The organism is Polaribacter reichenbachii (genome assembly GCF_001975665.1).
GTDB lineage: Bacteria > Bacteroidota > Bacteroidia > Flavobacteriales > Flavobacteriaceae > Polaribacter > Polaribacter reichenbachii.
The window spans coordinates 1,917,229-1,931,598 of the sequence record NZ_CP019419.1; the positions used below are offsets into that span (position 1 = coordinate 1,917,229).

At 30.2% G+C, this 14,370-nt stretch carries 10 protein-coding genes; 7 read left to right on the plus strand and 3 right to left on the minus strand.

Translation table 11 applies throughout. The features are described from left to right. Window positions 1–31: 31 nt before the first annotated feature. The 7 genes from BW723_RS07920 to BW723_RS07950 all read left to right on the plus strand — a co-directional run bounded on the left by BW723_RS07920 (window position 32) and on the right by BW723_RS07950 (window position 12,154). Entirely contained in the window at window positions 32–3,487 is a 3,456-nt protein-coding gene (locus tag BW723_RS07920) for a hypothetical protein (RefSeq protein ID WP_068356408.1), read from the plus strand. Window positions 3,488–3,493: 6 nt separating this feature from the next. Further along, window positions 3,494–4,774, plus strand: a complete 1,281-nt coding sequence (locus tag BW723_RS07925; protein WP_068356405.1) for a glycoside hydrolase family 17 protein — start codon at window positions 3,494–3,496, stop codon at window positions 4,772–4,774. Between the two features lie 6 nt (window positions 4,775–4,780). Next, entirely contained in the window at window positions 4,781–6,277 is a 1,497-nt protein-coding gene (locus tag BW723_RS07930; protein WP_083139533.1) for a glycoside hydrolase family 30 protein, read from the plus strand. A 23-nt stretch (window positions 6,278–6,300) separates the two neighbouring features. Continuing rightward, entirely contained in the window at window positions 6,301–7,731 is a 1,431-nt protein-coding gene (locus tag BW723_RS07935) for an MFS transporter (RefSeq protein ID WP_068356398.1), read from the plus strand. 14 nt (window positions 7,732–7,745) lie between these two features. Then, window positions 7,746–8,654: a glycoside hydrolase family 17 protein gene (locus BW723_RS07940; protein ID WP_068356395.1), complete on the plus strand. Its 909-nt coding sequence runs from the start codon at window positions 7,746–7,748 to the stop codon at window positions 8,652–8,654. Window positions 8,655–8,995: 341 nt separating this feature from the next. After that, the gene (locus tag BW723_RS07945) at window positions 8,996–10,894 is read left to right on the plus strand and encodes a T9SS type A sorting domain-containing protein (RefSeq protein ID WP_068356392.1); all 1,899 of its coding nucleotides are present in this window, start codon (window positions 8,996–8,998) and stop codon (window positions 10,892–10,894) included. 276 nt (window positions 10,895–11,170) lie between these two features. Then, on the plus strand, window positions 11,171–12,154 hold the full coding sequence (locus BW723_RS07950) for a PorP/SprF family type IX secretion system membrane protein (RefSeq protein WP_068356389.1): 984 nt from the start codon (window positions 11,171–11,173) through the stop codon (window positions 12,152–12,154). On the opposite strand, the gene murI is transcribed toward BW723_RS07950, so the two are convergent. The 3 genes from murI to BW723_RS07965 form a co-directional block, all read right to left on the minus strand. Next, window positions 12,151–12,942 carry a glutamate racemase gene (murI, locus tag BW723_RS07955; protein WP_068356380.1) on the minus strand — a complete coding sequence of 264 codons (792 nt, stop codon included), beginning with the start codon at window positions 12,940–12,942 and terminating at the stop codon, window positions 12,151–12,153. The two genes, BW723_RS07950 and murI, sit on opposite strands and share 4 nt — an antisense overlap. A 68-nt stretch (window positions 12,943–13,010) precedes the next feature. Further along, window positions 13,011–13,517 (minus strand): OmpH/Skp family outer membrane protein, encoded by a 507-nt coding sequence (locus BW723_RS07960; RefSeq protein ID WP_068356375.1) that lies wholly within the window; start codon window positions 13,515–13,517, stop codon window positions 13,011–13,013. Window positions 13,518–13,554: 37 nt separating this feature from the next. Beyond that, entirely contained in the window at window positions 13,555–14,367 is an 813-nt protein-coding gene (locus BW723_RS07965) for an OmpH/Skp family outer membrane protein (protein ID WP_068356372.1), read from the minus strand. Window positions 14,368–14,370: the final 3 nt, after the last annotated feature.

Sequence of the window (14,370 nt, forward strand, 5' to 3'; positions counted from 1 at the left end):
CAACAGAAAAAATCAATATAATAAAGAAAAAATGAGCAAAACTGTTTCTTACAAAGACAATGTAAACTCGAATCCTAATACAGCTATAACAGGAGAGTTGGTAACATTAGAAAACGAATCTTACTATAAAATAGCTAATAGTCATACAATGCGTCCGTTTTTTATGACGATTGTTTCAGACTCAAATCATTGGATGTTTATTTCTAGTAATGGTGGTTTAACTGCGGGTAGAAAAAATGCGGAATACGCAATTTTTCCATATTACACAGATGATAAAATAACTGAACTTGCAGAAACTACAGGTTGTAAAACTGTTTTTAGAATTGCTAAAAATGGCAAATCTATTTTGTGGGAACCTTTTTCAGAAAGACAAGCGGGTATCTACAACATCATCAGAAATGTTTATAAAAATGAGTATGGAAACAAGGTGATTTTCGAAGAAATTAATCAAGATTTAAACTTAACTTTTAAATATCAATGGAATTCTTCAGATGAATTTGGTTTTGTTAGAAAAGCAAGTTTAATCAATAATGCTGATGAAAATCTGGATATTTCTATGTTAGATGGATTTCAAGACATCATTCCTTATGGAGTGGGTTCAGATATACAGGGTATTCGAAGTAATTTGGTTGATGCGTATAAAAAATGCGAATTAGAGGCAGAAGTAGGTTTGGGTATCTACGCATTAAGTGCCATTATTGTTGATAAAGCAGAACCAAGTGAAGCTTTAAAAGCCAATTTAGTTTGGTCTTTAGGTTTGGAAAATCCTACTTACTTATTGTCGTCTTTGCAAATAAATAATTTTAGAAGAGGTGTACAACTTCAGCAAGAAGTAGATGTAAAAGCAGAAAAAGGTGCTTATCTTATTAAAGCTGATATTCATTTAGCAGGAAAAGCAGAAAAAAAATGGTTGCAAGTTGCTAATGTAAATCAAACAGTTGCAGATGTTACGCGTATTTCTGAGTTGATTAAAACCGATGATAATTTACAAGAAGTATTACAGAATAATATAGAAGAAGGCACAAAAAACTTAATTAATTTAGTTGCTGCTTCTGATGGATTACAACTTTCTAATGACCCATTAATTAACACAAGACATTTTTCTAATACACTTTTTAACATTATGAGAGGTGGTATTTTTGATGACAATTATACCATAGAAAAAGACGATTTTAACACCTATTTATCAAAAGCAAACAAACAATTATTTGCAGATAAACAAGATTTTTTACACGATTTACCTCAAAAATTTACGTTAACTTTTATTAAAAATTTAGCAGAAAACGATGCCGATAAAGATTTTAAACGTTTGTGTTTAGAATATTTACCATTAAAATTTAGTAGAAGACATGGAGATCCAAGTAGACCTTGGAACAAGTTTTCGATTAATACAAAAAGTGAAATAGACGGGTCTAAAATTTTAGATTACGAAGGGAATTGGAGAGATATTTTCCAAAACTGGGAAACGTTAGCACATTCATATCCTCAATTTATAGAGAGTATGATTCATAAGTTTTTAAACGCTACAACTTTCGAAGGATACAATCCATACAGAGTTACAAAAGATGGTTTTGATTGGGAAGTAATAGAAGAACACGATCCTTGGTCTTATATAGGTTACTGGGGAGATCATCAGATAATTTACTTGCTTAAATTCTTAGAATTTATAGAAAAACATTATCCGTCTAAATTGGCAGAATTATTTAATGACGACATTTTTGTGTACGCAAATGTGCCTTACATCATTAAACCGTATGCAGAGATTTTAAAGAACTCTAAAGATACTATCGATTTTGATCATCAATTAAATGCAAAAATTGACGAAAATAGAGCAGAAATTGGTGCTGATGGATCTTTAATTACGGATAAAAATAACAACGTTCATAAAGTTAATTTAATAGAAAAACTTTTGGTTACAGTGTTAGCTAAAGTATCTAATTTTATTCCAGAAGGTGGTATTTGGTTAAATACACAAAGACCAGAATGGAATGATGCTAACAACGCTTTGGTTGGTAATGGAGTTTCTATGGTTACCTTAAATTACCTAAGAAGATTCATTAATTTCTTTGAAGGAATTGTCGCAAATGCGGATATAAATGAGATAAAAATTTCTGATGAAGTTGCAATAATGTTTACAGAAATTGTAAATACTTTAGATAAAAATGCATCAATTTTATCAAGAAAAGTTACAGACAAAGAAAGAAAAACAGTTTTAGACGGTTTAGGAAATCCTGCAAGTGAATACAGAACAGCTATTTACAAAAACGGATTTTCATCAAACAAAACAACAATTTCTAAAACAGCATTAGCACACTTTTTAGAAATTACCAAAAGCTATTTAGAGCATAGTATTAGAGCAAACAAACGCACTGATAATATGTATCACGCATATAACTTAATGACGATTGAAAATACAGAAGAAGTTTCTATTTCGTATTTATCAGAAATGCTAGAAGGGCAAGTTGCTGCTTTAAGTTCTGGTTATTTATCGCCAAAAGAAGCCTTAGCGTTATTAGATGGTTTAAAAGCATCTGCATTGTTTAGACCAGATCAATACAGTTATATATTATATCCTAATAAAGAGTTGCCAAGGTTTACACAAAAGAATAATATTACTGCAAAACAAGTTGAAAGCTCAAAATTATTACAACAATTAATTGCTGATGGTAACACAGAAATTATTGAAAAAGATGTTTTAGGAAACTATCATTTTAACGGGAATTTCAATAATGCAAACAGTGTAAAAGCAGCTTTAGCAAATTTATCAAAGGAATATTCGTCTTTAATTTCTGAGGATGAAAATACGGTGCTATCAATTTTTGAAGACATTTTCGATCACAAATCATTTACAGGTCGTTCAGGAACTTTCTTTGGTTATGAAGGTTTAGGCTCTATTTATTGGCATATGGTTTCTAAGCTTTTAGTTGCTGTACAAGAAAATTGTTTACTAGCTGTAAAATCTGGAGAAAGTGAAGTGGTTATTGGAAAGTTATTAGATCATTATTACGAAATAAATGCAGGAATTGGTGTGCACAAATCGCCAGAATTGTATGGTGCTTTTCCAACAGATGCTTATTCGCATACACCAGCAAATAAAGGTGCGCAACAACCAGGTATGACAGGTCAAGTAAAAGAAGATTTGTTAAGTAGGTTTGGTGAATTAGGTGTTTTTGTTAAAGATGGAAAAATAGGATTCAATCCACGTTTATTAAAGGTTTCTGAGTTTTTAAATGAAGCTAAAGTATTTACATATATCAATGTAAATAGTGAAAAAGCAACTTTAGATATCACTAAAAATCAATTGACTTTTACCTATTGTCAAGTGCCAATTATCTATGATTTGTCTGATAAAAATGCAATTGAAGTTGTTTTTAATAATGATAAAAATATTGGTTTTAATAGCCTTGTTTTAGACAAAGAAACAAGCACGAAAATGTTTGATAGAACGAATGAAATCAATCATATAAAAGTTTCGATAATTAAATAATTTGTGATGAAAAATACCTGGTTTACATATTTGGTTTGCGGTTTTTTATTGATAGGCTTCTCTTGTAAAAAAGGAAATAAGATTACTGGCAAAGAAGAAATTAAAAAGAATATGACAGCAGCTCAGATTTTAGGAAATCCGGATTATTTAGCAATTTCTTATGGTGGTTATAGAGAAAGATCAAGAGAAAATCAACCTACAATTGCTCAATTAAAAGAAGATTTAAAGTTGATGTTTGCAATGGGCATTCGCATTATTAGAACTTATAATGTGCAACCAAAATTGCCACACGCAGCAAATGTTTTAGAAGCCATTCATCAATTAAAACAAGAAGATTCTAGTTTCGAAATGTATGTAATGTTAGGGGCTTGGATAGATTGTTTAAATGCTTGGACAGATTTAGAACCTAATCACGAAGTTGAAAGTGCTCAAAATGAAGGAGAAATAGCTAGAGCAGTTGCTTTGGCAAACAAATATCCAGATATCGTAAAAGTTATTGCAGTTGGTAACGAAGCTATGATTCGTTGGGCAACCAGTTATTTTGTACAGCCTAAAGTAATTTTAAAGTATGTAAAGCATTTACAAAACTTAAAAAAAGAAGGCAAATTGTCTAAAGATTTATGGATTACTTGTTCAGATGATTTTGCTTCCTGGGGTGGTGGAGATTTAAGTTATAGAGTAGCAGATTTAGAAAATTTAATAAAGGCTGTAGATTATGTTTCTATGCATACATATGCATATCATAACTCACATTATAACCCTAGTTTTTGGAAAGTTCCAGAAAATGAACAGCATTTATCAGAAAAAGAAAAAATTGATAAAGCTATGTTACGTGCTTTAGAATTTGCAAAAACGCAATACAAGAATGTATCTGATTATGTAAAAAGTATAGACGCTACCAAAACAATTCATATTGGCGAAACAGGCTGGGCTACAGTTTCAAATGGTCATTATGGAGTTGATGGTTCAAGAGCAACTGATGAATATAAACAAGGTTTGTATTATAGCTATTTAAGAAAATGGACAAATAAAGAAAGTATTTCTTGTTTTTATTTTGAAGCTTTTGATGAGCAATGGAAAGATGCACAAAATCCTCAAGGTTCAGAAAATCATTTTGGTTTGTTCACTTTAAAAGGTGAGGCTAAATACCCAATTTGGAATTTGGTAGATCAAGGAATTTTTAAAGATTTACATAGAGGAGGGAATCCAATTATCAAAACTTTTAACGGTGATAAAGAAAAATTAATGAAAACGGTTTTAGTACCAAATACAGATTATCAAAGATAAATACTAATGAAAAAGGCAACCTATTTTTTTTACACATTACTATCATTTATGATTTTAAGCTGTCAAAATACACAAGATAAATTGAATGTAGAGGTTTATGAAACATCAGCAAGTGGAAATAGTTTAACAAAATTAGTCGATTTTTCTTCGGATGAAAATCAGGAAGAAATCATTCAAGTTAATTTGTTTCCAGCGCAGAAAAAACAAACAATTACAGGTTTTGGGGGTGCTTTTACAGAGTCTTCTGCTTATTTGTTAAATCGTTTAACCAAAGATAAAAGAGATACGATAATTCAGGCTTATTTTTCTAGTGAAGGGGCAAATTATTCACTGACAAGAACACATATGAATTCTTGTGATTTTTCAATTTCTCAATATTCTTATTCTCCTGTAGAAGACGATGTAAATCTAGAGCATTTCTCAATCAAAGAAGACAAAGATGATTTAATTCCGATGATTAAAGATGCTATGAAAGCATCAACAGACGGATTTAAAATTTTTGCTTCTCCTTGGACAGCTGCTCCTTGGATGAAAGATAATAACAAATGGGTTGGAGGTAAATTATTTCCAAAATATTATGATACTTGGGCATTATTTTTCTCTAAATATGTAGATGCTTACAAAGCAGAAGGTATAGATATTTGGGGTTTTACCGTAGAAAATGAGCCTTTAGGAAATGGTAATAATTGGGAAAGTATGCATTATTCACCTGATGAAATGACCAATTTTGTCCAAAATCACTTAGGTCCAAAATTAGAAGCAGATGGTCATCAAGTTAAAATTTTAGGATACGATCAAAACAGAGAACATTTAAAAGAATGGATAGATTCTCAATATAAAAACGAAGCAGCATCTAAATATTTTGATGGTACAGCCATTCATTGGTATGCAAGTACTTATGAGATTTTTCCAGAAGAATTGCAATATGCACATCAAAAAGCACCAAACAAATATTTAATACAAACAGAAGCTTGTGTAGATTCTCAAGTTCCTGTTTGGAAAGATGATAGTTGGTATTGGAAAAAAGAAGCTACAGATTGGGGTTGGGATTGGGCTCCTGAAAAAGACAAATATTTACACCCAAAATACGCGCCAGTAAATAGATATGCAAGAGATATTATTGGCTGTTTAAATAATTATGTAGATGGTTGGGTAGACTGGAATATGGTTTTAGATACCAAAGGTGGGCCAAATTGGTTTAAGAACTGGTGTGTTGCACCAGTTATTGTAAATCCAGAAACAGATGAGGTGTATTTTACACCTTTATTTTACACACTTTCTCATTTCAGTAAATTTATTAGACCAGAAGCAAAAGTTATAGAAGTTGAAAACACGGATAAAGATTTACTTATTACAGCTGCAGAAAACCTTGATGGAACAATAGCTGTAGTTGTTTTTAATGAAAAAGAAAATCCGAAAACAATTCAGCTTTCTTTAGGTGAAAAGAACATAAAAATAGCCATTCAAGGTCAAGCTATTCAAACGATTGTGGTTAAAAAATAAGTCAAATTAAAGTCAATATAAAAATGTCAAATACTATAACAAAAAATAAGAAAGTGGCAATGGGTCAGAAAATTGCTTTTGGTATTGGAATGTTTGCAAATCAAATGTTTCCTGCTATTTTAGGTATTTTTATGGTTGTTTTAGTGCAAGATTTAGGTTTTCCTGGTTGGATGTGGTCTTTAATTTATTTCTTTCCAAGAATATTCGATTCTATCACAGATCCAATAATGGGTTTTATTTCTGATAATACAAAATCGAAATGGGGTAGAAGAAGACAATATGTTTTAATTGGCGGAATTATTATGGGAATTGCTTATGTTTTTATGTGGCAATTGTTTAAAGAAAACTCATTACAATTCAATTTTTGGTATTTTTTCTTATGGTCTATCGTTTTTTATTTAGGCTTAACATTTTTTAGTGTGCCTTATGTTGCAATGGGTTATGAAATGAGTGATGATTTTCACGAACGTACAAGCATTATGGCAATTGCTCAGTGGATTGGTCAATGGGCGTGGGTAATTGCACCTTGGTTTTGGGTTATTATGTACGATCCAGATTGGTTTCCATCAGCAGAAGTAGCTGTTAGAGAATTATCAATTTGGGTGGCAATTCCGTGTGCAATTTGTGCTATTGTACCTGCTTTATTTATCAAAAGTGAATCTACTCTAGATAAAGATTATGAACCCCTAAATACAGTAAATATTGGAGGTAGTTTAATAAAAATATTCGCAAGTTTTAAAGAGGCTTTTAAAATAAAAGTATTTAGAAAATTATGTGGAGCTACTTTTTTAATTTACAATGCTTTTAATACAGTTGCAGCGTTAACTTTTTTTGTAATTGTTTACAAATTATTTAATGGCGATGCAGCAGAAAGTGGTATTTGGGTTTCTTTATTTGGTTGTTTAGGTGCTTTAGGAACTACGTTTTTGGTAATACCAATTATTACCTATATGTCTAAAATTTGGGGAAAGAAAAAAGCTTTTTTAGTAGCACAAGGAATATCAATAATAGGTTATATAATGCTATGGTTTTTATTTGTGCCAGGTAAACCTTGGATGTATATAATTGCTTTACCTTTTTTCTCTTTCGGAATTGGAAGTTTATTTACAATTATGATGTCTATGACAGCAGATATTATTGATATTGATGAGTTAAATACAGGAAAAAGAAGAGAAGGCATATTTGGTGCTATTTATTGGTGGATGGTAAAAGTAGGTTTTGCTATAGCTGGTGCTTTAAGCGGAGCTATTATTGCTGTTGTTGGTTTTAATCCAGATCTTGTTACTACAGATCAACAAGCTGCAGTAGATGGTTTACACACTTTCTTTTGTTTTTTCCCTGTTTTAGGTACTGTTTTAGCAATGTATATTATGTGGGATTATGATATTGATGAAAAACGTGCTAACGAAATAAGAGAAAAACTAGAAAAAAGAAAAAGTGCTAAAACAATATAATTCATTTAATAGAAATGTCATATAGAAAAGAATATAAATCTACTATAAAATACACTACTACTCCAGATAATTTAGGAGTAGATTTTAGTATTTATTCTCTAGAGGATTTAAAAAATCTTTGGAGAGAAACCTTAGAAAACGGAATGTATGGAATTTGTTTTAGTATGTATGAAGATGGGCAAGAACCTGGTCATAAGATTACTAAAAAACAGGTTGAAAAAAGAATAAAAATACTAAAACCTCATACAAAGTGGATACGTTCTTTTTCTTGTATAGAAGGAAATCAATATATACCAGAAATAGCAAAAAAATACGGATTAAAAACTTTAGTAGGTGCTTGGTTAGGTGATGATTTAAAGAAAAACGAAAAAGAAATTAAAGGCTTAATTAGATTAGCTAAAAAAGGTTTAGTTGATATTGCTGCAGTTGGTAACGAAGTTTTATATCGTAAAGAATTATCAGAAGAACAATTACTAAATTATATAGAAAGAGTTAAAGAAGCAATTCCTGATGTAAGTATTGGTTATGTAGACGCTTATTATGAATTTTCTGAACGACCAAAAATAACAGAAGCTTGCGATGTTGTTTTAGCAAATTGTTACCCTTATTGGGAAGGTTGTAATCTAGAAAATTCTTTAGAATATATGCAGCAAATGTACAGTCAAGCAAAATTAGCTGCAAATGGTAAAAAAGTAATTATTACAGAAACAGGTTGGCCAAGTGCAGGCGGTAATTTAAAAGGCGCAATTGCAAACCCAAATAATGCAATGAAATATTATATCAATGCTCAAGTTTGGTCAGAAGTAGAAGAAATTGAAATGTTTTATTTTTCTTCTTTTGATGAATCTTGGAAAATAGGAGATGAAGGAGATGTTGGTGCTTTTTGGGGATTATGGGATAAATATGGTAATTTAAAGTATTAATTCAAATCAATAATTTGATGCTGTTTTTATTAAAAAATGGAATTGTTAAAAGCTCTGTAGATCAATTCTATAGAGCTTTTTTATGGTTGTAACTATACTTATAATTTGATCGGTACAATAACTTATTTATAACCTATACATTACCTATACAAGTCTTGTTTTAGTATAGATATCTATATAAAGATTAGTGTAGTAATATTCTTAAAATGCTTTGTTTAGTGAGGATCTCGTAAAGTTTTAATAGATTTTTTATAGATGTATGTTTTTTGTAGGGGTGTTTTTATGGTATTGTTAAAATGTAATATGTAACATTGGTAGATATTAATTTTAAACAATAAATAATGAAAAAAATTACGTTACTAATCGCTTTTCTAATTACATCAATTGGGTTTGCACAACAACAAGAATATCTTTTCGATTTTGAGTCTGATGATCCAGATGGTGTGGCTTCTAATTGGCTTACATTTGACAACACTCCTGCTCCAGCAGAAATTGTGGATAATCCAGATTTAGACGGAGTTAATGCTACAGATTCTAAAGTTTTAAAAGTAGTTATGGGACCAAATAATGCATTTTACGCAGGTGTTAATAATGCATGGGCAGATGTAGCTTTTGGAACTTGGAAATTAGATATGGCAGTTACATCTAACTTAACACTTACTATGGATGTTAATAAAAACTATGTAGGTACTATTGGTATAAAAATGGGAACAAATACTGGAGGTACTTCTTTTCAAATAACTGACCAAAATGTTGGGAATACTGTTGTTGATGAATGGCAAACTTTAACATTCGATCTTTCAGGAGTCAATCCAAATGGAGATTTATCAAACATAAGTCAATTAGTAGTTTTTGTAGATTGGACAGAGAATCTATCAGATAGAGCAGAAGGAAATACAATTTATATTGATAATATAAAATTCAATGCAGAAAAATTAACAGATCCTGCTGTTTCTGGTGGTTCTGGTTCAACTCCAGCACCAACTGATGCACCAGGAACACCTACTTTAGCAGAAGCTGATGTAATTTCAATTTTTAGTGATGCATATACAGATTTAGCTGCAACTTGGAATCCTGGGTGGGGACAATCAACAGTTTTAGCAGATGAAACTATTGCCTCAAATCCAGTAAAAAAATATTCAAGTTTAAATTTTACAGGAATAGAACCAACAGCGGGTACTGTTGATGCTACTTCTATGACACATATAAATTTAGATTATTGGACAAGTGATGCCACGGAAATCAAATTTAAATTAGTAGATTATAAAGGAGATGGTGCTTGGGGTGCAGATAACTCTGAATCTGAAGTTACTAAAACAGCAACAACTGGTGCTTGGGTTACCTTAAGTATTCCTTTAACAGAATATACAGGAATCAGTTTTAATGATATTGGTCAATTAGTATTAAGTGCAACAGCAGCTACAAATCCGGTTTATATAGATAATATTTACTTTTCTAATGGAGAAGCGACTTCAGGTGGTGGAAGTGTTGCAACAGCACCAACAGATGCACCAGGAGTACCAACTTTAGCAGAAGCTAATGTAATTTCAATTTTTAGTGATACTTATACAGATTTGGCAGCAACTTGGAATCCTGGTTGGGGACAAACAACAGTTTTAGCAGATGAAACTATTGCCTCAAATCCAGTAAAAAAATATTCAAGTTTAAATTTTACAGGAATTGAACCAACAGCTGGTACTATTGATGCAACTGCAATGACGCATATAAATTTAGATTATTGGACAAGTGATGCCACAGAAATCAAATTTAAATTAGTAGATTATAAAGGAGATGGAGCTTGGGGAGATGATAATTCTGAAACAGAAGTTGTAAAAACAGCAACAACTGGTTCTTGGGTAACATTAAGTATTCCTTTAACAGAATTTACAGGTATTAATTTTAATGATATTGGTCAATTAGTATTAAGTGCTACAGATGCTGTAAACCCAGTTTATATAGATAATATTTACTTTTCTAATACAAGTATTTTAAATACTAATTCGATTGCTTTAGAAGAATTAAGCTTTTACCCTAATCCAACTTCTAGAAACTTAGTTATTTCTGCTGTAGGTAACATTAAAAATGCACAAATCTTTAGTATTTTAGGTAAAAAAGTGATGAGTTTAAACATCAATAAAACTACTGAAACTATAGATGTTTCTAATTTAACTGCTGGCATTTATTTAATTAAATATGAAGTGGGTGATAAGGTAGGTACTGCTAAATTCATAAAACAATAAATAATATTAATTTTATTTTAAACAATAAAACCGAGCATATTGCTCGGTTTTTATGTTTTAACCATTGTTTTGTACCCTAGCCTTATAACTAAACACCATTAATTAATAATCAACCGCTTGTTTTAGGTTGTTAAGCTCATAGATATTAAGAGAAAATAGATTATGAGATTAAAATATTTTTTTTATGCTTCTTTAATGTGTTAAAACTATAAGTTTAAAACTATTATTTCTTTTAAATTGAATATATTTGGTAGCTTTAAATAAATAAATCTTTTAATGAAGTTGCTAAATAATGTTTTCCCTTTCTTATTTCTATTTCTATTATCATTAAAAAGTAATTCTCAAGAGACATTACCTATTTACCAAGATTATCTTTCAGATAATGTTTATTTAGTACATCCTTCTGCTGCAGGTATTGGTAATTCAAGTAAATTAAGATTTACTGCAAGACAACAATGGGCAGGTATACCTAATGCACCAGCTTTGCAAACCATGAGTTTTCATTCTAAGTTTAATGAATATTCCAATGCAGGTTATGGTGTTGTTCTGTTTAACGATAAAAACGGATTTCATTCTCAAAAAGGAATTCAAGGCGCATATTCTTATCATTTACCTATGAGTAATGGTAAAGTATTTAATCAGCTTTCTTTTGGTTTAGCATTTAGTTTTGTTCAAAATCAATCAGATCAAACAACATTTACTGGAGATCCAACAATATCTAGAGTAGTAGAAAGTACCAGTTATTATAATGCAGATTTTGGAGTTGCTTATCATTTGGGTGGTTTTTCATCGTATTTTACAGTTAAGAATTTATTGTTAACAGCTAAAAATAATTTAAACGTTCAAGAACCTTTAGATTTAAGAAATTATATTTTATCCGCAGGGTACTATTTTGGTGAGGATTTATTTGTGCATTTTGAGCCTTCTATTATGTTGCAATTTAGAGAAGGTACAGGAGAGCGAATTGCGGATTTTAACTTAAAAGCATATAAAACATTTTCTAAAACTCAGTTTTGGGCTGCACTTTCTTATAGAAGAAGTTTTGATGCGAATGCAATAGAAAACGCTCAATTTATATCGCCAATTGTAGGTATTAATTATCAAAACTTAATGTTTTCTTACACTTACACAAGTCAGATGAATGATACTGTTTTAACAACATCAGGATTTCATCAAATTTCTTTAGGTATAAATTTATGGACACAAGAGCCTAGAGCAGCTGCTTGTCCAAATATTAATTCTGCTTTCGGCGGATTTTAAAAATCCTTTTTATCAATTTTAATATTTTCGTTTTTAGATAATATCATCTCTAAAACTCTTTTGTTTTTGTTGATGTAAAACTGATGATTACCTGTTTTATCATCCGTATTTAAAAGTTGATGTTTTTCTAAAATTGCTTTTGTTTGTTTAGCAACTGCTTGTCCAGAATCTATAATTTCTATTTTATTACCAATAATATCTCTAATTCTAGGAATCAGATAAGGGTAATGTGTACAACCTAAAACTAAACAATCTACATTTTCTTTTAACATAGGGTTTAAGTATGAAGAAAGTAATTTAGTCATTTCAGAAGAGTTGATTTTACCTTCTTCTATCAACTCTACTAAACCTTTTCCAATGGTTTCCTTAATAATAATTTCTTTATTGATGTTGCGTGAAGTATTTTCAAATAACTCACTATTTAAGGTGCCTTTAGTAGCTAATATGCCAATAGTATTTGTTTTTGTTTTTAAAGAAGCTGGTTTTATTGCTGGTTCTATACCAATAAATGGAATGATAAATTTATCTCTTAAAACTTTAATTGCATTTGTTGTAGCTGTATTGCAAGCAACAACAATTAATTTGCAATTGGAATCAATTAAAAACTGTGTATTCTTAATTGATAGATCAATAATTTCTTGTTTGGTTTTTTCTCCGTAGGGTGCATTTTTACTATCAGAAAGATAAATAGTATTTTCTTTTGGTAAAAGTGTTGTAATCTCTTTCCAGATAGAGGTACCACCTATACCAGAATCGAAAACTCCAATAGGAAAATTATTTGATTTCATATTATTGTAAAAATAAAAAAACCTACTTTATAAAAAGTAGGTTTTTAAATATGTTTTTTAAGTCTTAATTAGAATCCTAATTTAGCTTTTACAGCAGCATAAAGGTCTTCTCCTTTTTTTACTAATAAACCTTTACCCATTGTTGCATCTAATACGTATACGATACCTTTGCTAGCTGCAACTTCTTCAATTGCTTTTTGAGCAGTTTCTATAATTGGGTTTAAACCTTCAGCTCTTTTCTTTTGCATTTCTTGATAAGCTGTTTGTCTTAATTGCTCATATCTTGCATTATCATCTTGAACTTCCTTCGCTCTAATTTCGTTAATTTCTTTAGTTTGCGTGTTTTGTTCTGCAGTATATTTTTTCATTTTAGCATCTAATTTCTTAGCCATGCTTTCAACTTCATCTTGATAAGTTTTTTGTAATTTTTCCATATCAACTCCTAATTTTTTAGTTTGTGGCATTTCTGAAACTAATTTTTCAAAGTCAATGTGTCCCATCTTTTGTGCATTTGCAACACCACCTAATCCTAACGTAAATACAGCAATTAATAGTAACGATTTTAAATTTTTCATTCTTGTTTTAATTTAATTATTATTCTTGTCTTTTTGTTTAATTATTTTCTTCTTCTTTTGCTTTTTGTTCTTCTTCTTTCTTTTTTCTAGCAGCTTCTTTTTTCTCTCTTAATAATTTTCTTTTAGCTTCTCTTTGTGCTTGTAAAGCTTTTCTTTTTTCTGCTATCTCTAATTTCTTAGCTTCTTTTTCTGCATTTTTCTTTGCTAAAGCTGCTTCTTTATCGGTTTGTGCTTGTTCCTTTTTTGCGAGAATCTCTTTTTGTGTACTTGTTAACTCTTTACTTTTAGGAGCCGATTTCTTTTTTCTTTCTTCCTTTTTTTGATCCGATAATCTTGTTCTGTCTATGGTAGATAAAACAAGGTCGCTAATATCGTATTTTTTATTTGAATATAGCATAACCAAATCAGTAGATTTTTCGAAAACAAAATCATACTTTTTTCTTTTAGCAATACTTTGAATAGCGTTGTAAACTTGGTCTTGAATTGGTTTAACTAATTGTTTTCTTACCAAAAACATATCGCCTTTAGGCCCAAAATACAAAGACTCTAATCTTCTTAACTCTTCTTGTTTAATTGTAATTTCTTCTTCTTTTTCTTCAATTAAATCTTTGGTTAAGATTGCTTTTTCATTTGCAAGATCAGTTTTTAATACTTCTATATGGCGTGCTTGTGTATCTAATTTTTTTCGCCATTTAGAAATTTTAGCATCTAACGTATTTTGCGCTTGTATATATTCTGGAACATTTTCTAGAATGTATTCCATATCTATATAAGCAATCATTTGATTTCTTTGCGACCAGAAAGTTGTAACACTAAATAAAAGAACGACTAATAAAAATATTTTTTTCATTTG

What these genes read in the sequence shown, in the direction of transcription:
- BW723_RS07960 (WP_068356375.1), bottom strand. Translation starts at nt 13,517, where the DNA reads ATGAAAAATTTAAAATCGTTACTATTAATTGCTGTATTTACGTTAGGA.
- BW723_RS07935 (WP_068356398.1), top strand. Translation starts at nt 6,301, where the DNA reads ATGTCAAATACTATAACAAAAAATAAGAAAGTGGCAATGGGTCAGAAA.
- BW723_RS07925 (WP_068356405.1), top strand. Translation starts at nt 3,494, where the DNA reads ATGAAAAATACCTGGTTTACATATTTGGTTTGCGGTTTTTTATTGATA.
- BW723_RS07950 (WP_068356389.1), top strand. Translation starts at nt 11,171, where the DNA reads ATGAAGTTGCTAAATAATGTTTTCCCTTTCTTATTTCTATTTCTATTA.
- BW723_RS07940 (WP_068356395.1), top strand. Translation starts at nt 7,746, where the DNA reads ATGTCATATAGAAAAGAATATAAATCTACTATAAAATACACTACTACT.
- murI (WP_068356380.1), bottom strand. Translation starts at nt 12,942, where the DNA reads ATGAAATCAAATAATTTTCCTATTGGAGTTTTCGATTCTGGTATAGGT.
- BW723_RS07920 (WP_068356408.1), top strand. Translation starts at nt 32, where the DNA reads ATGAGCAAAACTGTTTCTTACAAAGACAATGTAAACTCGAATCCTAAT.
- BW723_RS07930 (WP_083139533.1), top strand. Translation starts at nt 4,781, where the DNA reads ATGAAAAAGGCAACCTATTTTTTTTACACATTACTATCATTTATGATT.
- BW723_RS07965 (WP_068356372.1), bottom strand. Translation starts at nt 14,367, where the DNA reads ATGAAAAAAATATTTTTATTAGTCGTTCTTTTATTTAGTGTTACAACT.
- BW723_RS07945 (WP_068356392.1), top strand. Translation starts at nt 8,996, where the DNA reads ATGAAAAAAATTACGTTACTAATCGCTTTTCTAATTACATCAATTGGG.